The organism is Acetobacter fabarum (assembly GCF_029069195.1).
GTDB classification, from domain to species: domain Bacteria; phylum Pseudomonadota; class Alphaproteobacteria; order Acetobacterales; family Acetobacteraceae; genus Acetobacter; species Acetobacter fabarum_A.
In genome coordinates this window covers 65,008-86,007 of the sequence record NZ_JARDYK010000011.1, presented here as the reverse complement: position 1 = coordinate 86,007, position 21,000 = coordinate 65,008, and the positions used below count along the sequence as shown (strand labels likewise).

Below are 21,000 nucleotides of genomic sequence, written 5' to 3'. Positions count from 1 at the left end.
GGATCAGGCGGATTGCCTGCTTATTTTTGAAGCCTGACGTATTGCGGCAGTATCTTGCGGACCATCAGGCCCGAGCTGTCGCCCGTGGCGCCGGTAATAAAGTCCCTCATATGCAGGATGGCATTGCTGGTGGAATGTTAAATAAAAAAACATCTGGCTGCCCGGAGCGCAGTCCTCTGGCAAAGACCTTTCCCGCTCCCTACATTACGCATGGTTCACGTGGTTGGCTCCGTTTGGGGGAAAGCCGCAAAAGCAAGGAAATACCATGTCTGATCTGATCGTGCTGGGCTTTGACCATATTGATGACGCTGCCAAGGTGCTGAGCGAATGTCGCACTCTGCAGAAGGAATACCTGCTGGACCTGGAAGATGCTGTTGTGGTCACGCGGGATGCCACAGGCAAAGTGCGTTTGCACCAGAGCGTTAATCTGGAAAAAGCAGGTGCATCATGGGGGTTGTTCTCTGGCGGGTTCTGGGGTGCGGTTGTGGGGCTTTTGTGCCTTAATCCACTGGCAGGCTTTGTGATTGGCAGTGCCGTTGGGGCCGGTGCGGGCGCTCTGGCTGGCAAGATGTCCGATTACGGGATTGATGACGGATTTATTACCAAACTGAGCGACACTATTCCCTCCAATACTTCCGCCCTGTTTGTACTGGTGCGCAAGTCCCAGCCGGATAAGGTTCTGGCCGATCTGCAGCAGTTCAAGGGTCATGCCCGTATCGTGCAGACCTCTCTCTCCCCCGAGGCGGAAGCCCGGCTCAAGGCGGCTCTGGGCGATACTTCAGCTTCTGCCCAGCCGTCTGCCTGAACGTACTACGCGCTTGATGCGGTGCATGCAGGGGCTGGTGGGTATAGGCCCGCCAGCCCCTGTTTTTTATGGTCAGGGTGTCGGGTTGGCCCGCCTGATCTGTGCGTTACTACCCTGTGCGGGTGTTTGTACGGTTGTGCGGGCCGGGCTGGCATAGTAGGGGCACGTCTGCCTTCTTTTCCATTCTGTCGGGTTATGCTGCCATGGTACGTCTTGTCATGCTCTCGGTCGGGGCGTTCATATGGCTTGTGACCGAGGTCATGCCCATTGGGTTGCTGACCGATATTGCGCAGGGGCTGCATGTATCCCCCGCCCGGGTCGGCCTGCTGGTCACAGGCTATGCCTGGCTGGTGGCGTTGACCGCCATCCCGCTGACGTTGCTGACTTCGGGCGTGGACCGGCGGATACTCGTGGCCAGTCTGCTGTTGCTAGCAGGTGGGGTGGACGTAGCCTGCGCCTTTGTGACCAATTATGCGCTTATGGCCGTGCTGCGCATCATGCTGGCACTCGGGCATGGTATTTTCTGGTCTGTTATTGCGGGGGTTGCGGTCCGTCTGGCCCCGGACATACCTGTGGCACGGGCCACAGGCTGGGCTTTTACGGGCGTTGCGGTGGGGTTTGCCGGGGGTATTCCTCTTGTGTCCGCCATTGGGCAATGGCTGGGCTGGCGCGCAGCCTTCCTGACCTGCGGGGCCGGAGCACTGGCGGTGTTTGTCGCGGCTCTGGTGCTGCTGCCCCCCATGCCTGCCCAGCGGCGGCGGCTTGACCTGCTGCGGCTGCTCCGCCAGCCTGTGTTTGTTTATATTGCCGTGCTGACAATGCTGGTTATTATCGCGCATTTTACGGCCTATACATATATTATTCCACTCCTGCAGGCTATTCCACACAGTCCTGAACGGCTTATTCCTGTTCTGCTGCTGGTGTATGGGGTTGCAGGTGTTGGCGGCAACTGGGTGGGAGGGCTGCTCCCCTGCTCCGCCGGGCGGCTGATTGGTATGGCAACGGCAGCCCTTGTGGCCAGCCATGGCATTATGGCGGCGGCAGGCTGGATGCCCGGTCTGGTCTGGGTGGATATGATCGTGTGGGGGATTGTGGGCGCGATCATGAACATGGCGCCCCAGAGCTACGCCATGGAACTGGCGCCCGATGAGCGTGAGGCCGCATGCTCCTTTAGTGTGACCGGTTTTAATGCGGGTATCGGCGGAGGGGCTTTGTGTGGCGGGGTGGTGCTGGGGTCCGCTGGCCCTTACGCGGTTCTGGCGTGGAGTGCGGGCATTGCCCTGCTGGCCTTGCTGGTGCTGGGGGCAGGACGGTTTGTGCTGGGGCCTGCAAAGCAGGGCTGAACGGGGTGTGCCCGCTCAGCCCCGGTTGTTAAAACCCTTGGGATATACCGCACAGTATGGTTCTGCGCAGTCCATACTGGGGGGCGCTTACGCCAATGCCCGAACCATTACGCAGCATGTAGGTATGATCACCCAGATTGATGACATCCAGCCGTAGCTGCGTATCCCCCTGCCATGCCGAACCAAAGGTGTTATGAATGGTCTGCACGGCAGAAAAATTAACGGTGGCATAAGGCGTTAGCGCAAGCCCGTTGGGGATGTTGTTTGCATCGTCATCCGCGCGCAGGCCACTGCCATAGACCAGTGTGGCGGAGAGGCGCAGCGGCGCACGGGTTTTGTGGAAAAATGTGTATGCCGCACCAGTTGATGCCGTCCAGCGCTGGTCATGGTCCAGATGAACCCAGCGGTTGCTGATATAATCCAGATCATCCTGATCAAAATTGAACTGTGCACTGGTAATTTTTTTACCAATGGCGCGGGACCATGCAAAATTTCCGTAAAGGGAGAGCGGCCCACGGTCGTAGGAGGTGCTGACCTCGTACCCGTTGACCTGCCCATGCCTGTAATTGAAGCCGCTCAGAATAATGGGAGCGCCAAACTGGCCCTCATCAATCAGGTTCTTGGCCAGTTTGTAATAGGCGTCAAAGGCGATATGCCAGCCGGGCAGAATGGTCTGGTCAAAACCTGCATCAAAATAATGGTCGCGCTCGGCACGGACTTTGCTGTTTACCAGCGAGTTGGGGGCACCACTTGTGCCGTACAGATGGGTCAGGGACGCACCGCTGACAATCTCAAACGGCGGAGGGGTAAAGTAGCGCGAGTACCCTGCGTGCAGGGTACCATTTTTCCACGGTTTCCACACAAGGTTTACGCGTGGGCTAAACTGGTGTTCGGCTGTGTATTCGCTCACGCCATCAAAGCGCAGGCCGTAATTGATGGTCAGGTTGCGCAAGGGACGCCATTCGTCCTGTGCGTACACGCCATAAACCATGCCGGTTTTGCCGCTGCCGTCATACACGCTCATGGGGTTGGGGCCGTATGTGGGAGGGGTGTCGTTACCATTGGTTTGAGGAAAAACGGTCGATGTCGTGCTGGAAACATTGCGTTCCACAAAAGCCTGAAACCCGAAGCGCACGGTATGGTCGCGCGCTGCACGCCAGGTTACGTCATGCTGGGTGCCGGTAGAAAAGACCGAGCGCGCTGCCCTCTGGGCATTGCCAAGGTAGAGCAGATCCCCCGTTGGGTCGGGGGAATAGCGCAGGGAGCTGTACCGGGTAAAAACGGAATCCTGTAGGCTAAAGGCCCCGATTTCCTTTTGCAGGGCCAGCACGGCAAAATCCGTAATCTGCTTTTGGTGTTCGTTCAGGCTATCGCTGCTGGTGGCGGCTCCTGCGGGGGGCGTGTAGGCTTTGCTCCAGTTGTCGGGGGTTAGCCCCGGGTTGTTGGGTAACTGGTATTCCGCGTTGGAAATGCCTGCAATCAGGCTGATCCGCGTCTCTTCATCCACGGTATAACGGGCATGACCCAAAAAGTGGTACTGGTTGCTCAGGTCATGCGGGGCGTTAAAGGAGCCTGTGGTATTTTCTATGCCCACGCGGTCATGCACAAAATCCGCCGTGGCAAAAAAATCCCACTTTCCTTTATGGAAACCATATTGCAGGGAAGGAAAAAAGTAATCCCGCGCACCACCGTAAATGGACAGGTTACCCCCCGCATTGGTGGTGCCGTTTTTGGTGGTGATATCCACCACCGCAGCCTGCAGAAAACCAAACTGGCTGGGCAGCGCGCCTGTGGTCAGGGACATGTTATCGGCAAAGCGGGTCATCAATGCCTGCCCGAATACACTCAGCCCTTCGGGGAGTTGCACGCCATCCAGGCGGAACTGTACTTCGTTATGGTCGCCACGCACATGAATCTGGCCGTAGCTATCCTGTGCAACTCCCGGAGCTTGCAGAAGAACCTGATTGAGAGGAGCATTATCCCCGCCGGGAATACGCTCCAGTGCCTGACGGCTGAAGTGGTACACACTGGCCCCCGTGGTGGGCGACAATTCGGAGCGGGTACGGTCCAGATGGGCGGTTACAATAACCTGTTCCGCTTCATGCGTGGCGGAACGGGAGATGACCTGCACGGTTTCCGCCCCTTTGCGCACTGGCTTTCTGGCTGTGCCTGTGCCTGTGCCTGTGCCTGTGCCTGTTGCGGCTGTGACCTGCGTGGTGGCCGTGGCCATCTGGGCTGCTGCATGGCCTGTTGCCAGCAGGCTGCTCAAAAAGGAAGAGCAGAGAAGAAGACCAGAAGGTCGGTAGGTCATAATTACGTGCCCCTGAATTGGAGTGAGCCAAGGGCCGCATAGCTATTAGTTATATTATAACATAACAATCAAATTATGCGTCCGGTGCCAAACAGGCCAAACCCCTGTTACATTTGTGCAACGCATGGCTGATACATCCGCAACGATGCCACACACAGCACCCTGCTAGACAAAAACACCTCTCCCCCACAGGAACATGGCGGAGAGGTGTTTGCAAAAAAACGTGTAAAAACAGGTTATTTTGTTGTGTAGCCACCGTTGACCAGAATGGTCTGTCCGGTCATCCACCAGCCATCAGACACCATAAAGCGCACATGGGGCACAATATCCTCCACATCCGTCAGCCCCGTCTGGCTGAAGGGGGAAAGAGCCGCGGCGTTCTTGTGATAGGTGACGGCCTCCGGTTCCTCCTGTCCGTAAAAGAATGGGGTATCCATGGGGCCAGGCCCAATGGCGTTGACCGAAATGCCGCGTGCGCCCAGTTCCTTGGAAGCAGCGCGGGTGAAGTGCTCCACTGCGGCCTTGGACCCGGCATAGGTGCTGTAGAACGGGGTGTAAGCTCCAAGCAGGGAGGTGACAATGCTGAGCAGTTTGCCGTTGTTGTTCAGGTGTTTGCCTGCTTCGCGGATAAACTGGAACGCCACCTTGGTATTGATGGCGAACATGGCATCGTATTCTGCATCGGTTGTGTCGGCTATGGGCTTTTTGAGTACTTTGCCTACGGTGTTGATCGCTATATCCAGACCGCCTGTTGCCTGCTGGGTTTTGTCAAACAGGTCCGTCATGGCTCCGGGCTGGGTCAGGTCTGCCTGCATGACAAAGGCTTTTGCCCCGACGTTGCGTATGATTTGCGCCGTATTTCTGGCCTCATCCTCGGTTGCGGGGCTGTGATAGTGAATGACAATTGTCTGGGCACCATGCCTTGCCAGATCACGGGCGACCATTCCGCCAAGGTTTTTGGCGCCGCCTGTGATCAGAACGGTTTTTCCGGTCACGCTGTGTGTGGTCATGTCGGTGTTCCTTTATCTGGTACAAACAGGCGCAGACCCGTTTGTTCTGTCCGGGCATAGTATCATTTGGAAAATACCAATAAAGCCGTGGAATATGATAAGACCTGTCAGGTTTTTCGAACAATCAGGCATGAGGCAGAGGGCAGGCTAATGGACCGCATAGATCAGTGCCGCATGTTTACGCGGGTGGTGGAAACGGGCAGTTTTACCCGTGCGGCAGAAACACTGGGTCAGCCACGCTCCACCGTATCGACGGCCGTGCAGGCGCTGGAGGCGCGCGTGGGCGCGCGGTTGCTGGCGCGTACCACCCGCTCTGTCACCCCAACCCCCGATGGACTTGCGTTTTACGAACATTGCGTAAGGCTTGTGGTGGATATGGACGAAGCGGAGGACCTGTTCCGCCGCGAGCGTGGGCATGTGCGCGGGGTACTGCGGGTTAACCTGCCCGCGCGTATTGGTCGCCTGATTGTTGCTCCCGCCCTGCCGGAGTTTGTCGCGGCTCATCGGGGTATCCAACTGGAGCTGGGGGTAACCGACAGACCGGTAAATCTGATGGAGGAGGGGCTGGACTGCGCGTTAAGGGTAGGCGCACTGCATGATTCGGGGTTGATCGCGCGGCGCATGGGGCGGATGAGCCTGCTCAACGTAGCCAGCTCCATCTACCTTGCCCGCCATGGTGTTCCGCACACTCCAGCCGATCTGACGCGCGATGGGCATGTTGGTGTGCGCTACATGTCCCCCGCCAACGGGCGGGTAGAGGCATGGGAGTGGGAGGAAAAAGGAACCCTCCACACGCTGGACCTGCCCGGCCCCGTAACCGTGAATAGTGCTGAAACCCAGATTGCCTGCTGTCTGGCCGGGCTGGGGCTTATTCAGGTGCCACAGTATGATGTGAAGGCTCTGGTGCAGAGCGGGCAGTTACGTGTGGTGTTGCCGCACTGGTGCGCGCCCGCCCTGCCGGTGAACCTGCTTTACCCCCACAGGCGTCACCTTTCCTCGCGTCTGCAGGTGTTTGCAAAGTGGCTGGAATGGCTTTTGGCGCCGCATCTGGCCTGACCCGCCATTGCAGCGGGCAGGTGCGCAGGCGTTAGGGCATGCGGGGGATAATAACCGGGTTTTTGGATTTGGGGTCGGGATTAAGCTCAACCGTACCCGCCTGGGAGGAATAGGTGGACCCGGTGGACTGGTTGGGGCCTTTGGGCTCATGGAAGGCAGAAACAGGGCCAAACAGCAGGCTGCCGGTGTTTTTGTTCATTGTGCTTTCAGGCTGGCGGGAGCAGCCACGGGTAATAATGGAGCAGATTCCGTCCGTGCCGATCAGTTCATCATTATTGCCGGTGTAATGCACATCGGCCACCCGGTCATGGTCCAGCCGGATCACGGCGGAACAGGTGGTGCCGCCCCCACCGCCAAGCTGGTTGATGGTGGTTATGATGTCCCCCACGGGAATAAGTGTGGATCCCCCATAGCTGGGCTGGGGCTGTGTGCCGTTATAGATAAAAATCTGTGTTGTGTCGTTCACCTGCTTTGTGGCGGAGGGGAGTCCGGCGCAGGCCTGCAGGTCGTATGATGTCATGCCGATCATGGTGACCTGCGCCTTATGCGCGGCACGCGAGTCAAAATAACCGCACCCGCTCAACCCCAGACAGAGGGAGGACAGGGTAAGGATGTTTAAAAGACGACAGTTCATATAAAGGCATATCCCAATAGCCAGACCTGGCGCATGCCCTCGCATGGCGCATATTTCCCCCCAGCCTACTGTGTTCTGTGTGCCCGATGCAAGGCGCAAACCAAGTGTAAAATAAAACCAGGCCAGTAAAATATACCATGATCGCTATTATAAATCGGGCGTTGGACAGTCCTTCCCTATGGAGCTTGTGGATAATAAATGCGTCAGTCTCAGTCTTGCCTTCCATGTTATATGCTTTCATCATAAGATTTGTAACGGCTGGGTGCAGTCTGTGTTGTGGATATAAAAACCACAAGTGATGCCTTCCCGTTTGCTTATTACGAACATTGTTTTTAATATTGGGTGTGCTTGTCGCCCCGCTTCTGGCCCCAGTAAGGGAGAACTGCCGGTTATGTTGTTTTTGTTCCGCTATAAAGCGGCTGTGCCCTCCCTCCTCATGCTTTTGCAATTGGGCGGGTGCGCCTATGTGACGCCCGCCCGGCCTGCGGCTCCGCCCTTGCCTGCTCTGGCAAAACCCGCCCCGTTCAGTGCGGCGGACGCGGTGTTTGTGCAAAAGCTCAACACCATGGACCTTGTCCAGATTGGCATGGCCAACATAGCCAGAACCCATGCCGCCCGGAGTGATATTGCCCTTTTGGGGGAGGGGCTCTTCAAGGATACGAGCGCGCTGCAGGCCCGGCTGGCCAAGGTGGCCACAGCCCATACCCTGACCCTGCCCCCCCTGCCAGGCCCCGAACAAAAGCAGATCGAGCGTTTGCAACACTGGTACGGTGCTGCGTTTGACAGGCATTACATCCGCTATTTTACCGCCGCACATGCCAGAATTAAGCCTGTACTCGCTACCCAGATCGCCACTTCCCAAAATCCTGATCTGGTTACAATCGCGCGGGATATGCAGGCCCGGCTGGCGGACTATCAGGCCGTCATGCGCTAGGAGCCTGCCCGCGCGTCAGGCGTATACTGCCCTTTATGCGGTTGCAGGCTGATAATGGCTTGCACAAAAACATGAAGCCCCGCAAAGGGCATGCATCATGCTGACAATCGAATTCATTCTGCTGCTTTTACTGCTGACCGCTGTGAGCAGCCTGATAACCCTGCGGTTCAGGCAGAAGGTGCCGCAGCCTGTTATTCTGATCGTTCTGGGGGTTTGCGCCGGGCTTGCAGGCATGCATGTGCAACTGCACCCCGAACTGTTCATGTTCGTGTTTCTGCCGCCTCTTCTCTTCGCGGATGCATTTCGTATGCCCCTGCGTGAGTTTGGGGAGCTGCGCGGGCCAATCCTGTTTCTGGCCTTTGGGCTGGTGGTGCTCAGTACCCTGCTGTGTGGCTATGCCATTCACTGGATTTTGCCGGTCATGAGCCTGCCGGTCTGCTTTACGCTCTCGGCCGCCCTGTCCCCCACGGATACGGTTGCCGTGTCCAGTCTGATCAAAGGCAGGCGGGTGCCCACAAGGCTGCTGCAGCTTTTATCGGGCGAGGCACTGTTCAATGATGCCTCGGGTCTTGTCTGCTTTCGTTTTGCCATGGCGGATGCGCTGACGGGTGAGTTCTCCTACCAGCAGGCGTTTGGCACGTTTTTGCTGGTGGCGTTCGGGGGGCTGGCCATTGGTGGCCTGGTGGCCTGGGTTGCCGCGCGCCTGAACAAGATGCTCACCCGCTCTGGGTATGATGAAACCCAGTCCCAGATTGTGCTGGTGCTGCTGCTGCCGTTTTTAATGTACGCTCTGGCGGAATCCATGGGGTGCTCGGGTATTCTGGCCGCTGTTGCGGGCTGCATGGTCGTCAAGCTTTCCGGGATTGTAGAGGACGCCTCCACCAGCACCCGCCTGCAATCGGCTACGGTATGGACCATGGTCAGCTACGTGTTTAACGCGCTGATCTTTCTGTTCCTAGGCCTGCAGCTCCCCAGCCTTCTGCAAAGCGCGCATACGCTGGTGCTGGCCCAGCATGTGGGCATGTGGCGGTTTGGCCTGCTGGTGGTGCAGATTTATGGCATCATGCTGGGCATGCGGTTTATAGGGATATGGCTGTCCATCACCTGCCGCTGGGCTGCTGCACGGATTAAGCATATTCCGTTTGCCGCCACAGGCTTTGCCGCCAGTCTGCTGCTGAGTTTTGCCGGGGTGCGTGGTGCTGTTACGCTTGCGGCGGTGCTGTCCCTGCCAACGGGGGAGGATGGCACAATGCCCTTTCCCACGCGGGAGGCGGTGGTGGTTATTGCCGCGGGGGTTATAGTTCTTTCCCTGCTGGTTGCCAGCGTGATTATTCCTTTATGCCTGAAGTTCATTCCGGCCGAACTGGTGGATAAAAATGCTCAGGAGGAAAATCTGGCCCGCCAGCGGCTGCTGCGCGCCGCACTGGACCTGCTGCGCAAGGCTGAAACCACGCCCGCCATAGAAACCCCGCCCGAAACGGATGAGGACAAGGCCGCCATAGAGGCCGCCCGGGTGGAGGTGATTGCCCGCCTGACCAAGCTCTACCAGACCCGGCTGGAGCAGGAGGACGCCACCCCGCGCATTGCTCTGGCCGACAGGCGCAATGCCATAAGACATGCCCGTATGGAGCTGGCCCTGCGTCTGCAGATCCTGCGTGCGGAGCGCCAGACCATGCGTGAACTGGTGGCCCATCAGGATATTAATGACCAGACGGAGTGGAAGCTACAGCAGGAGCTGGATTACGAGGAGGAAGTGATTCACGCCCTCGCCCAGCGTCTGCCAAAGGAAGTCTGACCCGGCCGGCCATGCCATACGCCGCCCCGCTGGCTAGGGCGTGGCCTGATCAAGCAGCAGTTCCACCCCGGGTACGATCCGCTGGATCAGATCCCCCTCGGGCTGGGGAGTATTGGTTACGACATGAATACTGGCCGAAGCCGCTATGCCCTTTTTGGCGGTAAGGAGTGCGGTGCGGGCGTTTTCGCGCCAGTTCGGCGTACGCCCCGTGCCAAGGGCCGCCAGCCCTGCATGGGCCAGATCAGCCAGTTGGGCCGAGGCCACCAATGCCGGGGTCAGCCCCGTATTATGGGCGGCTGCGCGGGCGAAGGCGCTGTTGTTACCGGCCCAGCGGGTGAGTGTGTTTTCCAGAACGTGGCGCAGTTCGGTGTGACCGGCAACAAAGGCTCTGGCTTCGGCATTAAAGGCTTCGGCCTCAAAGCTGTCGGGGCTGGCAATATCCGCCGGGGCGCCGAGCGGCTGTAGGGTGGCGGTCTGTTTGTGCCGGATTTGCAGGAACTCATGGTTATGGGCGTAATTCCGTACAGGTGAGACCGCCTGAAGCAGCACGGCGGCGGCTTCCGTCTCTCCGGGGGCCAGACGCTCAAGCAGGCGCTGGGTGCTGGCGTGGGCCTCCAGCCCCAGCAGGTCCAGCCGGTCGGCCATCATGGCCAGTCTGGGGTACAGGGTCGTGACGTCACACTGTTCCTGCACGGACCAGAACCGCTCGGCCAGTGCTGCTGCCCGTGGCCATATGCGCGCATCCAGCATGTCGGGGGAGACAACCTCGGTCCACAAGGCGGCCTCAGCACCCAGCACATGGGCTTTCTGCGCAGCGGTCAGGGGTGGGGGAGGTGCCTCTTCCGCCTTTGCCGCAGGGCTGCTGGCGGGGGCCGGCGGGGTATCGGGCGGGTTGGGGCCGGTGGTCTGCGCCGCAGCCTGTTCTTCTGCCGCATCCTTGCGCATGTCCAGCGGGTCTGTGGTGTAGTAGGCACTCGCGGGGAGCAGGCGGTCCAGATAATAGGGGCCGGAAATAACCGTATCATGGCCAGCCGCCGTGGCCTGTGCGGTGTGAGCGGGGCCACGCCAGCTTTCTATAATGGTGTCAGGGGGAATATCGGCTTCCTGCACCTCGTCCCAGCCCATAACGGTTTTGCCCCGCAGGCGCAGGGCGTGGGCCACGTGGCGGGTATAGTCCGCCTGCAGGGCGGCAACCGAGGCTATGTGGTGCTGCTTCATATACGCGGCAATATGGGGGGATTGCGCCCATTGTTTTGCCACCACCTCGTCCCCTCCGATATGAAAGACCGGGTCGGGGAACAGTCCCGCCATTTCTGCGTACACGGCGTTGACAAAGCCGAGTGTGGCCGGGTTGGTGGGGTCCAGGGCTGCGCGGTTGATCTCGGCGCGGTCGGTGGTGTTGAGCGGGGTGTTGGCGGCGTAGCGCGGGTATGCCAGCAGCATGGCGTAGCTGTGGCCGGGGGTATCAAATTCGGGCACCACGCGTATGCCCCTGTCCGCGGCCTCGCGCACAAGCTGCTGGACCTGCTCCTGAGTGTAATACTGCCCGTGGCTGCCAAGCGTGTGCAGGCGCGGGAAAACCCTGCTCTCCACCCGGAAGGCAGCGCCATCGGACAGGTGAATGTGCAGCACGTTCAGCTTGACCATTTCCATCGCATCCAGTTGGCGCAGCAGGTCGGGCAGAGGCATGAAGTGCCTGCTGGTGTCCAGCATAAGCCCGCGCCAGGCAAAGCGTGGGGCGTCCTCAATATGGGCCTGCGCCAGTACGGGGCCATCACGCTCCTGCCGTACAAGCTGGCTCAGGCTGGTCAGGCCATGCAGCACGCCAGCATACCCCTTGGCATTGAGGGTAATGCCGGTGGGGGTAACATCCAGCATATAGCCCTCATGCATGACGGGACTGGGGAATGTGGTGTCTTTGGGGGTGCTGATGGTCAGCACAAGCCCGCCTGGTGGGGGTGGGGTCTGGGTGAACACGATGGGTCTGCCCGCAAGTATGCAAAGCCGCGTGCACAGCCGCTCTGCAGCCCGGAGCAACAGCGGGGTTGGCGGGCTGCTCCAGTGCAGGGTCAGGTTTTGGGGCAGGGCAAAAGCCGCCCCCGATGCCTGTAGAACAGCCGGTGCAGGCATGACCAGTGGCGGGCGCACGCCATTGCGCACAAAAGCGTGCAGGGGCGCGCCTGCGGCAGTGCCCGGCGCATCTTGCGCCATGGCAACACAGGGTGCGGCCCCTGTCAGGGCAAGGCCACACAGGAGCAGCGTTCTGGCTGGAATGGATCTGAAGTACTGAGCAATCATGGCTGTGTGTTTTGTGCCGGGAGTGAGGTTGCAAGTTTGCGTATCCATGCCGCATTTACCGTCCAGCCTGCCAGATGGGCTGCGCGCAGGGCGGCTCCACCCAGTGGGGGCAGGGCTGGAGGGGTTGCAGGCTGGCCCAGTAGCGTGCTGACGCGCGCATGGACGACCGCGCTGGTCATGACACTCCCGCCGTAACTCCAGGGCAGGCCCATCAGGGGCAGGTCAGCCGCAGGTGTGGCGGAAGGGGGAGGTTCTGGCAGCGCAAGGCTGCGGCAGGCCGTGCGCGCCAGATCGGCCAGATGCGTGCCTGCTGCATGCAGTATGGCCAGAGCGTGTGGGTCGTGCGTCTGGGCCAGTGTATGGACTATGGGGGCGACATCCCCCACGGCGGAGCGCGGGTGGGGGCGGGTGCGCAGCCACTCGCGCAGGGCATCGGCGGCATGGGGGCCGTGGCTGGGCAACTCCAGCGCATGCAGTGTGGCGCGTGCAAAGGGGGCAAAGGGCGTTGTGGGGTCGTCCAGAAATCGGGCGGCGTGGTTAAGGGCCTGACAGCCAATCCAGTAGCCTCCCCCTTCATCCCCGAACAGCCAGCCCCAGCCGCCTGCACGGGTGGTATGCCCGCCCTGTGTGCTGGCCTGTGCTACGGAGCCTGTACCGGCCAGGACAAAAACCCCCGCCCCTCCAGCAAAGGCGGCCCGGTGGGCGGTCTGCACATCGTTTTCCAGTTCCAGTGGTATGTCTGGCCCAAGGGCTGCGCGGGCTACGTCCATCTGCTGGCGGGAGGAAGGACGCGCCCCGTCATACCCCGCCATGCCCAGTACAGCCGCGCACAGGCCGTTATGGGGGAGTGCGCGCAGCAGGGCATGTAGGTGACCGGCCCAGTCTGGACGGTCATAGGGGTTGCAGCCGGGGCCGGTGGTGTGGGCCAGCAGGCAGGCATCCTGCGTGATCAGGGCCACGCGGGTATGGGTGCCTCCGCCATCCAGTGCGAGAAGGGTCTGTGTCGGGGGCATTAGTACAGGATCTGTTCGGACGCGGGTGAGTTATGGGCGGCAGGGCCTACGCCCCGTGCGGCCTGCACGGCCAGCAGGTCCAGTGCCCGGCGCAGATGCCCGTCGCACAGGCGGAGCAGCATGCGCCCCTGTGCGGGCTCCAGCCCCTGACGCAGCAGGATGGCCAGTTTGATGGACCCATCCGCTTTGAGCAGCGCCGCCTGTGCCTGCGTGTCCGAGCAGCTGGTCAGCTGGGTGATCATCCGCAGCGCGCGGTGCACCAGTTTGGTGTTGACAATGCGCATGTCCACCATATGCCCCCGCCATGTATGGCCAAGGCGGATCATGAGCGTGGTGGAAAGCAGGTTGAGGCAGATCTTCTGCGCGGTTCCGGCCTTCATGCGGGTGGAACCTGCCACAACCTCCGGTCCGGTTTCGGTCAGGATGCCTATGTCTGTTTCGGCCAGCAGGCGGGCGTCGGGGGTGCAGGACAGGCCAATGGTCAGGCTGCCGCAAAAGCGGGCGCTGGCAAGGGCTGCGCAGGTGTAGGGTGTGTTCCCGCTTGCGGCAATGCCGATCACCACATCATCAGCGGTGGGGGTGTGGCGGGTTATGGCGCGCTGGGCTTCGTCCTCGTCATCTTCCGCACCTTCCACGGGTCTGAACAGGGCGGCCTCTCCGCCTGCCAGAAGCAGCACCAGCCGCTCGGGCGGCCAGCCATAGGTCGGGATCAGTTCCACACCATCTCCCAAACCAATCCGCCCCGATGTACCTGCCCCTACGTAAAACAGCCGCCCCCCCCGTTCCAGCCGGGGCACGGCCTGCGCAATGGCGGCCTCTATGTCCACCAGAGCGGAGCGGACGGCCGCTGTGGCTGCAAGCTGGCTTTCCAGCAGGCTTTCCAGCACGGTGGCGGTAGGCCATGTGTCCAGTCCGTCATAACGCGGGTCCTGCATTTCCGTGCGGGGGGGCTGGTGTGATGTGTGCTGCGTGGTCATGATTTCGGCCTCCGGTTACGGGTGGGCAGGGAGTATGGACTAAGGTGCATGATATGGAGCAGGCCCGCCAGCCCGAATAGGGCCATCACGCCCAGTACGATCAGCCACGCAAAGGCAAGGGGGTGCCCGTTGGGGCGCAGGGCCAGCATGGCCCAGACCATACACGGTACGCTGAGTGCAAAGGCGGGGGCCAGTGTGCGTGTATGCATGCGGGGCATGGCCATGCCCGCAACAAACGTGCCCAGCATGGGGCCATACCCGCACGCGGCAATGGACAGGCCAAGCATGATGGCGGACTGGCTGGCATGGGCAAACAGTCCCGCACATATGACCAGTGCGCAGGCCCATACCACGCTGACCAGCCGGGCAAACCCCAGTGCGGAGCAGCGCAGGCTGCGGGCGGCGCGTGCGCACAGGGGGGCAAAATCTCCCACGCTGGCTGCTGTCATGGCTGACAGGGTGGCAGAGAGCGAGCCCATGGTGGCGGCCAGAATACCTGCAAGCATAAGCCCGCGCAGACCTGCTGGCAGGTCGTGCACAATGTATGCGGGAAAAATGGCATCCGGGCTGGCAAATCCCGCCTGTGCAAGTGTCAGCCCGCCGTTGCGCGCCCAGAGCAGCACACCGGTCAGGCTGAGCAGGGCAAACAGCAGACCCACCCCCAGCGCGCTGCCCATAAGGGCCATCCGCGCATCACGCAGGCTGCGTGCGGCAAGCACACGCTGGACCATAAGCTGGTCGGTGCCGTGGGAGGCAACCGAGAGCAAGGCGCCCCCGGCAATGGCGGCAAGGGGGGTAAACGGGCTGTTCAGCACAGGGGCGTCATGGGCGAACAGGTGCAGCCGCCCAGCCTGTTGCAGGCTGTGCCATGTGCCCGCGGGTGCGCCATGCCAGAGCAGCAGCGTACAGGCTGTGGCCCCGAACAGGTACAGACAGAACTGGATACTGTCTGACCAGACGACCGCGCGCAGGCCACCGCAAACAGTGTAGAACACGGTCAGCAGCATAATGCTCCCCAGGAGTACGGGCTGGGGCAGGTGGATGTGCAGGGTGGCCAGCATGGTGGCCAGCGGGAGCATGCCTGCAAACAGGCGCACGGCCTCTGCCAGCAGGCGGGTGGCCAGGAATGTGGCGGAGGCCATTCGCTGCATGGTCGGGCCAAAGCGCTGGCCCAGCCAGTCATAGGCGCTGAGCATGTGCCCCTGCCGGTACAGGGGCAGGAACCACAACGCAACAATGGCCCGGCCTACAAGGTAGCCAAGAGCCAGCCCCACAAAAACCATACCAGACCCATAGGCAATGCCCGGCACGCTGATAACGGTCAGGGTGGATGTTTCCGTTGCGACAAGGGACAGGCACAAGGCCCACCACGGCAGGTCTCTGTGCCCTTCCAGATACGCGGAGGGGGAAGACTGGCGACCCGCCAGCATAAGGGCCACAACCGGCATGGCTGCCAGATAGGCCAGCATGACCAGCAGATCGGGAAGGCTCATGGTGTGGTCCTGTTCATGCCGTTGGGGCAGGGCCGGGGTGGAGGAAGGCCTCGCCCGAGTGTGACAGGCAGGGGGCTTGGCGCAGTGGCCTTGCTGGCGGTAGTCTGGGCGTAAACATTGCCCCGGTGTGGGGTGGCTGGTGCGTGACGCCAGCAGGTGGCGGCAAAGGAACCGTTATGACCAGTAGTTGCAGCTCTGGCGGGTGTGGCCCGCGTGCCCCCCTGACCCCCGAACAGGAGCAGATTCTGCTCGGCCATGGTACGGAATACCCCGGCTCCAGCCCCCTGAACGGGGAAAAGCGGCCCGGTACTTACCATTGTGCGGCTTGCGGCACGCTGCTGTTTTCGTCCGCCACCAAATATGAGAGTGGGAGCGGGTGGCCATCCTTCTGGGCTGCGGAGCCGCAGGGTGTGGCCACCCGGCGCGATACAGGCCACGGCATGGTGCGGCAGGAGGTTCACTGTGCGCAGTGCGAAGGCCATCTGGGCCATGTCTTTAACGATGGACCACCCCCTACGGGCCTGCGGTACTGCATGAACGGGCTTGCGCTGGACTTCAGGCCCAGTGCTACAGACAACGCCGGATAGACGCGCAGCTCCGGTGTGGTGTGGCATGCAGGCGGGTGTTTAGCCCGGCACCGGTTGCGGGGCAGTCTGCCTGCCCCCTACGGCGCTGAGGAAGAAAGACCACGCTTCGTAAAAAAAAGCATCGCGTTCTTCCTCGGTTTTAAGCGGATCAAGGCCGAACAGGCTGTCTTCCATAGGCCAGCCGGTGATCATGCCGGTCAGCAGGCGGGCGGTTGTATCCGTTGCATGGCCGGGGTTGATCTGGCCTTTCTGTTCCGCTGCCTTGAGCAGACGTACAAAATTGTTGTGAAAAGGCTGGCCAATGGCTGCTACCGCCTGCTGTTGCAAGGTAGGGTGGCGGTGCCCGTCTGCTATGAGAATCCGGTAAGTGCCCAGCGCATCGGGGCGCAGGGTCAAGTCCAGCATCAGACGGCTGATATGGCGCAGCTCCTCCAGCGGGTTGGTCAGGGGGGTCTGTTCCATAGCCCGCAGTACGGAGCCGGTCAGGTTGGTCACAACCGCTATGAACAGCGCTTCCTTGGAGGAATAGCGGCGGTAGATTGTCTGTTTGCTCGCGCAGGCCTTGCGGGCGATCTGGTCGATGGAGGTGCCCGCATAGCCATGTTGTACAAACAGGCCTGCCGCGATTTCCAGCAGATACTGGTCAAGCTCTTCCGTAACATCGGTTGTGGGTCGCCCACAGCGCCGTTTACGCCCCTGCAGGCAAGGGTTTGCCATGTCCAGAGGACGGGTGGCAAAGGTCAGGGCCTTGCTCAGGTAACCTTTGGGTGAACAGGGGGAAGGGGGCTCAGACAACGATTATCCGCTTTGTGTTAGCTGGTGTAGGACAGGGGGAGGAATGCACATCTGTAATGTGGCCGTTTTATACGCGTGTCGTGTTTTTATTTCGAGGCCTTTCCGCGTGACGCAAGAATGTGTTGCAAGAAAAGGGGGTGTTGCGGCTGCTTTTTTCCGTCACACACAAAGCTTACGTACCATGTGAGCGCACGATCATGTCAGGAAATAGCCCCAGTGGAACAGCAGATGTTTGAAGGTGTACCCGCACCAGACCAGCCTCGCCAGACCCGTGCGTATCAGGGGCAGCCCCCCACCACCATTGCGCATACGGCAGGAGCCGCCAGCGCGGAGCAGATAGCCCTCCTTGCCCTGAACGTACAGAAGCTGGGGCGTATTTTGCGGCGCTTTTACCAGCTTGCCGTAGCCGTGGTGGCGGCCCTGTGCGTGGGGCTGTTCATTTACGCTGGTGGGGCTGTGGTCATGGTGGTGTTTGCCGCAGCCCTTGTGGCGGTGGTTTTACATGGCGCGGCGCGGCTGATCTGCCGGGTGCTGCCCGTGCGGCAGTGGGTGGCGGTGGTGCTGTTCCTTGCCGCCCTTGTGGGGGGGGCATCGTTTGTCGTGCATGTGTCCGGCCCCGAACTGGTAACCCAGCTTTCCCACCTGTACGCGGCCCTGACCCATGAGCGTGATGCCCTGCATGCCGCACTGGACCAGAACCCGGTCGGACATTCGGTGCTTAACCACATTCCCCGCTTTTTGGGTGGCAACCAGACATCCGGCCCCCTTGGGTCGGAGGGTGCTGGCGGGATGGATTTTGCAGGGTCCATGACCAACGTTCTGACCTCCACCTTCGGGTCGGCGGGTACGCTGGTGGTTATTGTGATTGCGGGGGTGTATTTTGCACTCTCCCCCCATCTGTATGCCAATGGTCTGCTGCGGCTGGTGCCCACGCGCTACCGTGGCACCGCGCGTGAGCTGATCCGCACAACCGCCCATGTGCTGTCTGCCTGGGTTGCAGGGCAGTTGCTGGATATGACCGTAGTGGGCGTGCTGACATGGGTTGGCCTGTCCCTGCTGGGTATGCCGCTGGCTTTCCCGCTCGGGCTGGTTGCGGGCGCGGCCAACTTCATTCCCTATCTGGGTACGTTTATCGGGGCTGTGCCTGCCTTGCTGATCGCCCTGTCCATCAGCCCGCGTGAAGCCCTTATGGTGGCGGGGCTGTATGCCTTTATTCAGGCGTTTGAAGGGTATGTCATGTCTCCCTTCATTCAGAAAAGGGCAGTCAGCATGCCGCCTGCGCTGACCATTCTCTCCCAGACCATATTTGGCGCCTTTCTGGGGATGTGGGGCTTTGCCTTTGCCTCGCCCATTACTGCTGTGCTGCTGGCGGTGGTCGACCACCTGACCGCTCCGCTGCCGGAGGAAGAACAGGTCTGACTGGGCGCATTTCTGGCATAAACCGGTAAAAAACAGGACAGAACAGGCACGATCTGCGTTTTTTGGGTGGTTTTCCCGCTTGTGTGCATGCACATTCCATACAACAAAAATATCCGCTTGAAGGAAGCACGGGATGTCCAGCCCAGCCGACGATTTTCAGAAATACCGGCACCTCAGCCCATTTGAACTCAAGGACCAGCTGATCCGGCTGGCCTCGGGGCGGGCGCAGCGGGCCATGCTGGATGCAGGGCGCGGCAACCCCAATTTTCTGGCAACCCTGCCGCGGCAGGGCTTTTTTCAGCTTGGTATGTTTGCCGCAGCCGATTCTGCTCTCACATTCTCCTATATGGCTGAAGGAGTGGGGGGTATGCCCCGCCGTGCGGGGATAGAAGCGCGGTTTGAGGCGTTTCTGGCGACCAACAAGGATGTGCCCGGTGTGGCTTTCCTGCGTCGTGCGCTCTCCTACGTGCGGGACCAGATGGGCCTGCCAGCGGATGGTTTCCTGCTCGAAGCCACGGCGGGTATTCTGGGGTGTGATTACCCAACCCCGCCCCGCATGCTGCGTTACGCCGAGCAGGTGGTGCGCCACTACCTGCTGCACGAAATGGCAGGCGGCACCATGCCCGAAAGTACGACAGACCTGTTTGCGCTGGAAGGGGGGACGGCGGCCATCAGCTATATTTTTGCCTCCCTGCGGGAGAACGGGCTGATCCGGCCGGGGGACAAGGCCGCCATTGGCATGCCGGTCTTTACCCCATACGTGGAAATTCCCGAACTGCGGGACTACCAGTTGCAGGAAGTGGCCATTAACGCTGCCCCCGAAGACGGATGGCAGTACCCACCCGAGGAACTGGACAAACTGCTCGATCCTTCGGTCAAGATTTTTCTGGTGGTCAATCCCAGCAACCCGCCATCGGTCCGCATGAGCGATGCGGGGCTTGCCCGCATCGCCGAAATTGTAAAAAAGCGCCCCGACCTGATTATTGTCACGGATGATGTGTACGGCACTTTTGCCGATGATTTCCGGTCCATTTACGCCATTTGCCCGTATAATACGGTGCTGGTCTATTCCTTCTCCAAGTATTTTGGTTCTACCGGCTGGCGGCTTGGTGTTGTGGCCATGCACCAGAACAACGTGCTGGACCACGCGCTGGCAGCCCTGCCCGAAGCCGAAAAGCAGGAACTGGACAAGCGTTACGCCTCGCTCACCCCGGATGTGCGTGGGCTGAAGTTTATTGATCGTCTGGTAGCCGACAGCCGCACCGTAGCACTTAACCACACGGCGGGCCTGTCTACTCCCCAGCAGGTGCAGATGGTGCTGTTTGCCCTGTTTGCCCTGATGGATGGACGGGATGCATATAAAAACGCGCTCAAACGCCTGCTACACCGGCGCGAACTGGCCCTGTACCGCGATCTGGGCGTCAAAGCGCCGGATGATGATGGCAGCACCCATTATTACACGCTGATTGATCTGGCCAATGTGGTCACGCAGCTTTACGGCCGCCGCTTTGCCCGCTGGTTGATGACCAAGGTGGACTACCAGACCATTCTGTTCCGCATTGCGGAGGAAACAGGCGTTGTGCTGCTGCCCGGCGATGGGTTTGCCGTCAAGCGCCCTTCGGCCCGGGCTTCGCTCGCTAATCTGAACGAGTACCAGTACGCAGCCATAGGCACGGCTCTGCGGCGTATGGCGGATGAATATTATGCCCGCTACTGCGCGGAAAAAGGGGTTAAGGCCGCGCCTGCGGCACACCCCGCGCGCTAGGGCGGGGCAAGAGCCGGGGCAGGGTGTAACCCTGCTCCGGCCCGCATGGTGCTCCCCTCTTCATTGCCTGTGTGGCGCTGGTTATCCGGGGGAGCAGTTCCTGCGGGCGTCAGTCGTTTTTGCCAAAAACCGGGCGGGTGGTTTCAAACAGGAACCATGTGCGGCGTTCTGTTTCATCAATCCAGTTTTCCAGCAGGCTGGCCGTGGCTACGTCGTGTGCATCATCACATATTTCATGCACCGCGCGCAGGCGCTTGGTCAGGGTCAGGTTGTCTTCCCGCAGTTCGGCCAGCATGTCTTCGGGGGTGACGTACAGGGCGTCGTTGTCCAGAATGGCAGTTTTGCGGCTGATTTCGCCAATGGAGTGCAGCGTGGTACCGCCAATTTTGCGTGCCCGCTCAGCCAGTGGGTCGGTCATGGCAAAAATCTGCTGGCTCTGTTCGTCCAGCAGCAGGTGGTAATCGCGGAAATGGCGGCCACTCATATGCCAGTGAAAGTTCTTGGTTTTGATGTACAGGGCGAATACATCGGCCAGAACCTCGGCCAGACCAGCAGCCACAGCCTTGACCTTTTCAGCCTTCAGGTCTGTGGGCGTGCCAAGATATTCCTTGATGTGGCGTTCCGAAGCATTGGTTTTGGTCATGGGAATCCAGCCTTTCCAATAAATGTCAGTCTGCGGTGTGGGGTGTTCCCCTACCACTGCATTCAACGTGGAAAGTGGATGAGGAGATACAACCCCGTGCGGGTAAAGACTCCAGACCTCAC

The 21,000-nt window shown here is 60.5% G+C and carries 18 protein-coding genes; 9 read left to right on the top strand and 9 right to left on the bottom strand.

The genetic code is table 11. The annotated features are described in order from the left end of the window. Positions 1 to 265: 265 nt before the first annotated feature. The 3 genes from PY793_RS11945 to PY793_RS11935 are packed head-to-tail and all read left to right on the top strand — an operon-like array spanning position 266 to position 2,148. Positions 266 to 805, top strand: coding sequence for a DUF1269 domain-containing protein (locus tag PY793_RS11945; RefSeq protein WP_275178239.1), 540 nt, complete (start codon positions 266 to 268; stop codon positions 803 to 805). Positions 806 to 830: 25 nt separating this feature from the next. Beyond that, positions 831 to 962, top strand: coding sequence for a hypothetical protein (locus PY793_RS11940; RefSeq protein WP_275178238.1), 132 nt, complete (start codon positions 831 to 833; stop codon positions 960 to 962). A gap of 46 nt (positions 963 to 1,008) precedes the next feature. Beyond that, entirely contained in the window at positions 1,009 to 2,148 is a 1,140-nt protein-coding gene (locus PY793_RS11935; protein ID WP_275178237.1) for an MFS transporter, read from the top strand. Between the two features lie 28 nt (positions 2,149 to 2,176). Here PY793_RS11935 and PY793_RS11930 read toward each other — a convergent pair whose 3' ends face one another. Together PY793_RS11930 and PY793_RS11925 are read right to left on the bottom strand one after the other, a co-directional pair. Then, positions 2,177 to 4,459: a TonB-dependent receptor gene (locus tag PY793_RS11930; protein WP_275178236.1), complete on the bottom strand. Its 2,283-nt coding sequence runs from the start codon at positions 4,457 to 4,459 to the stop codon at positions 2,177 to 2,179. A 236-nt stretch (positions 4,460 to 4,695) separates the two neighbouring features. Beyond that, the gene (locus tag PY793_RS11925) at positions 4,696 to 5,469 is read right to left on the bottom strand and encodes an SDR family oxidoreductase (protein WP_275178235.1); all 774 of its coding nucleotides are present in this window, start codon (positions 5,467 to 5,469) and stop codon (positions 4,696 to 4,698) included. A 150-nt stretch (positions 5,470 to 5,619) separates the two neighbouring features. On the opposite strand from PY793_RS11925, the gene PY793_RS11920 reads away from it, so the two are divergent. Then, a complete protein-coding gene (locus PY793_RS11920; protein ID WP_275178234.1) occupies positions 5,620 to 6,525 on the top strand; it encodes a LysR family transcriptional regulator in 906 nt (301 codons plus the stop codon). 31 nt (positions 6,526 to 6,556) lie between these two features. Here PY793_RS11920 and PY793_RS11915 read toward each other — a convergent pair whose 3' ends face one another. Beyond that, a complete protein-coding gene (locus PY793_RS11915; protein ID WP_275178255.1) occupies positions 6,557 to 7,054 on the bottom strand; it encodes a hypothetical protein in 498 nt (165 codons plus the stop codon). A 496-nt stretch (positions 7,055 to 7,550) separates the two neighbouring features. Here PY793_RS11915 and PY793_RS11910 point away from each other — a divergent pair, with 496 nt between their 5' ends. After that, positions 7,551 to 8,093, top strand: a complete 543-nt coding sequence (locus PY793_RS11910; RefSeq protein ID WP_275178233.1) for a DUF4142 domain-containing protein — start codon at positions 7,551 to 7,553, stop codon at positions 8,091 to 8,093. Between the two features lie 97 nt (positions 8,094 to 8,190). Beyond that, positions 8,191 to 9,888, top strand: a complete 1,698-nt coding sequence (locus PY793_RS11905; RefSeq protein WP_275178232.1) for a Na+/H+ antiporter — start codon at positions 8,191 to 8,193, stop codon at positions 9,886 to 9,888. Between the two features lie 33 nt (positions 9,889 to 9,921). Here PY793_RS11905 and PY793_RS11900 read toward each other — a convergent pair whose 3' ends face one another. Genes PY793_RS11900 through PY793_RS11885 form a run of 4 tightly spaced genes read right to left on the bottom strand, consistent with a single transcriptional unit; the run spans position 9,922 to position 15,669 of the window. Continuing rightward, the gene (locus PY793_RS11900; RefSeq protein ID WP_275178231.1) at positions 9,922 to 12,234 is read right to left on the bottom strand and encodes a beta-N-acetylhexosaminidase; all 2,313 of its coding nucleotides are present in this window, start codon (positions 12,232 to 12,234) and stop codon (positions 9,922 to 9,924) included. Continuing rightward, entirely contained in the window at positions 12,183 to 13,199 is a 1,017-nt protein-coding gene (locus tag PY793_RS11895; RefSeq protein WP_275178230.1) for an N-acetylglucosamine kinase, read from the bottom strand. The genes PY793_RS11900 and PY793_RS11895 overlap by 52 nt, the downstream gene beginning before the upstream one ends. Then, the gene (locus tag PY793_RS11890; protein ID WP_275178229.1) at positions 13,199 to 14,176 is read right to left on the bottom strand and encodes an N-acetylmuramic acid 6-phosphate etherase; all 978 of its coding nucleotides are present in this window, start codon (positions 14,174 to 14,176) and stop codon (positions 13,199 to 13,201) included. Before PY793_RS11890 ends, PY793_RS11895 begins: the two co-directional genes overlap by 1 nt. Then, positions 14,173 to 15,669 carry a sodium:solute symporter gene (locus PY793_RS11885; protein ID WP_275178228.1) on the bottom strand — a complete coding sequence of 499 codons (1,497 nt, stop codon included), beginning with the start codon at positions 15,667 to 15,669 and terminating at the stop codon, positions 14,173 to 14,175. Before PY793_RS11885 ends, PY793_RS11890 begins: the two co-directional genes overlap by 4 nt. A 176-nt stretch (positions 15,670 to 15,845) precedes the next feature. On the opposite strand from PY793_RS11885, the gene msrB reads away from it, so the two are divergent. Next, positions 15,846 to 16,256: a peptide-methionine (R)-S-oxide reductase MsrB gene (gene msrB / locus PY793_RS11880; RefSeq protein WP_275178227.1), complete on the top strand. Its 411-nt coding sequence runs from the start codon at positions 15,846 to 15,848 to the stop codon at positions 16,254 to 16,256. Between the two features lie 39 nt (positions 16,257 to 16,295). Here the strand turns inward: msrB and PY793_RS11875 are convergent, their stop codons facing one another. Next, positions 16,296 to 17,051, bottom strand: a complete 756-nt coding sequence (locus tag PY793_RS11875; RefSeq protein WP_275178226.1) for a TetR/AcrR family transcriptional regulator — start codon at positions 17,049 to 17,051, stop codon at positions 16,296 to 16,298. A 228-nt stretch (positions 17,052 to 17,279) separates the two neighbouring features. Here PY793_RS11875 and PY793_RS11870 point away from each other — a divergent pair, with 228 nt between their 5' ends. Beyond that, positions 17,280 to 18,470 carry an AI-2E family transporter gene (locus PY793_RS11870; RefSeq protein WP_408744706.1) on the top strand — a complete coding sequence of 397 codons (1,191 nt, stop codon included), beginning with the start codon at positions 17,280 to 17,282 and terminating at the stop codon, positions 18,468 to 18,470. Between the two features lie 133 nt (positions 18,471 to 18,603). Beyond that, the gene (locus PY793_RS11865; protein WP_275178224.1) at positions 18,604 to 20,235 is read left to right on the top strand and encodes a bifunctional aspartate transaminase/aspartate 4-decarboxylase; all 1,632 of its coding nucleotides are present in this window, start codon (positions 18,604 to 18,606) and stop codon (positions 20,233 to 20,235) included. A 109-nt stretch (positions 20,236 to 20,344) separates the two neighbouring features. On the opposite strand, the gene PY793_RS11860 is transcribed toward PY793_RS11865, so the two are convergent. Beyond that, positions 20,345 to 20,878, bottom strand: a complete 534-nt coding sequence (locus tag PY793_RS11860; protein ID WP_275178223.1) for a Dps family protein — start codon at positions 20,876 to 20,878, stop codon at positions 20,345 to 20,347. Positions 20,879 to 21,000 lie beyond the last annotated feature (122 nt).

Coding starts and splice junctions, on each gene's coding strand:
- PY793_RS11870 (WP_408744706.1), top strand. CDS start 17,280: ATGTTTGAAGGTGTACCCGCACCAGACCAGCCTCGCCAGACCCGTGCG.
- PY793_RS11910 (WP_275178233.1), top strand. CDS start 7,551: ATGTTGTTTTTGTTCCGCTATAAAGCGGCTGTGCCCTCCCTCCTCATG.
- PY793_RS11865 (WP_275178224.1), top strand. CDS start 18,604: ATGTCCAGCCCAGCCGACGATTTTCAGAAATACCGGCACCTCAGCCCA.
- PY793_RS11925 (WP_275178235.1), bottom strand. CDS start 5,469: ATGACCACACACAGCGTGACCGGAAAAACCGTTCTGATCACAGGCGGC.
- PY793_RS11885 (WP_275178228.1), bottom strand. CDS start 15,669: ATGAGCCTTCCCGATCTGCTGGTCATGCTGGCCTATCTGGCAGCCATG.
- PY793_RS11900 (WP_275178231.1), bottom strand. CDS start 12,234: ATGGATACGCAAACTTGCAACCTCACTCCCGGCACAAAACACACAGCC.
- PY793_RS11905 (WP_275178232.1), top strand. CDS start 8,191: ATGCTGACAATCGAATTCATTCTGCTGCTTTTACTGCTGACCGCTGTG.
- msrB (WP_275178227.1), top strand. CDS start 15,846: ATGACCAGTAGTTGCAGCTCTGGCGGGTGTGGCCCGCGTGCCCCCCTG.
- PY793_RS11930 (WP_275178236.1), bottom strand. CDS start 4,459: ATGACCTACCGACCTTCTGGTCTTCTTCTCTGCTCTTCCTTTTTGAGC.
- PY793_RS11940 (WP_275178238.1), top strand. CDS start 831: ATGCAGGGGCTGGTGGGTATAGGCCCGCCAGCCCCTGTTTTTTATGGT.
- PY793_RS11890 (WP_275178229.1), bottom strand. CDS start 14,176: ATGACCACGCAGCACACATCACACCAGCCCCCCCGCACGGAAATGCAG.
- PY793_RS11920 (WP_275178234.1), top strand. CDS start 5,620: ATGGACCGCATAGATCAGTGCCGCATGTTTACGCGGGTGGTGGAAACG.
- PY793_RS11935 (WP_275178237.1), top strand. CDS start 1,009: ATGGTACGTCTTGTCATGCTCTCGGTCGGGGCGTTCATATGGCTTGTG.
- PY793_RS11945 (WP_275178239.1), top strand. CDS start 266: ATGTCTGATCTGATCGTGCTGGGCTTTGACCATATTGATGACGCTGCC.
- PY793_RS11895 (WP_275178230.1), bottom strand. CDS start 13,199: ATGCCCCCGACACAGACCCTTCTCGCACTGGATGGCGGAGGCACCCAT.
- PY793_RS11860 (WP_275178223.1), bottom strand. CDS start 20,878: ATGACCAAAACCAATGCTTCGGAACGCCACATCAAGGAATATCTTGGC.
- PY793_RS11915 (WP_275178255.1), bottom strand. CDS start 7,054: ATGATCGGCATGACATCATACGACCTGCAGGCCTGCGCCGGACTCCCC.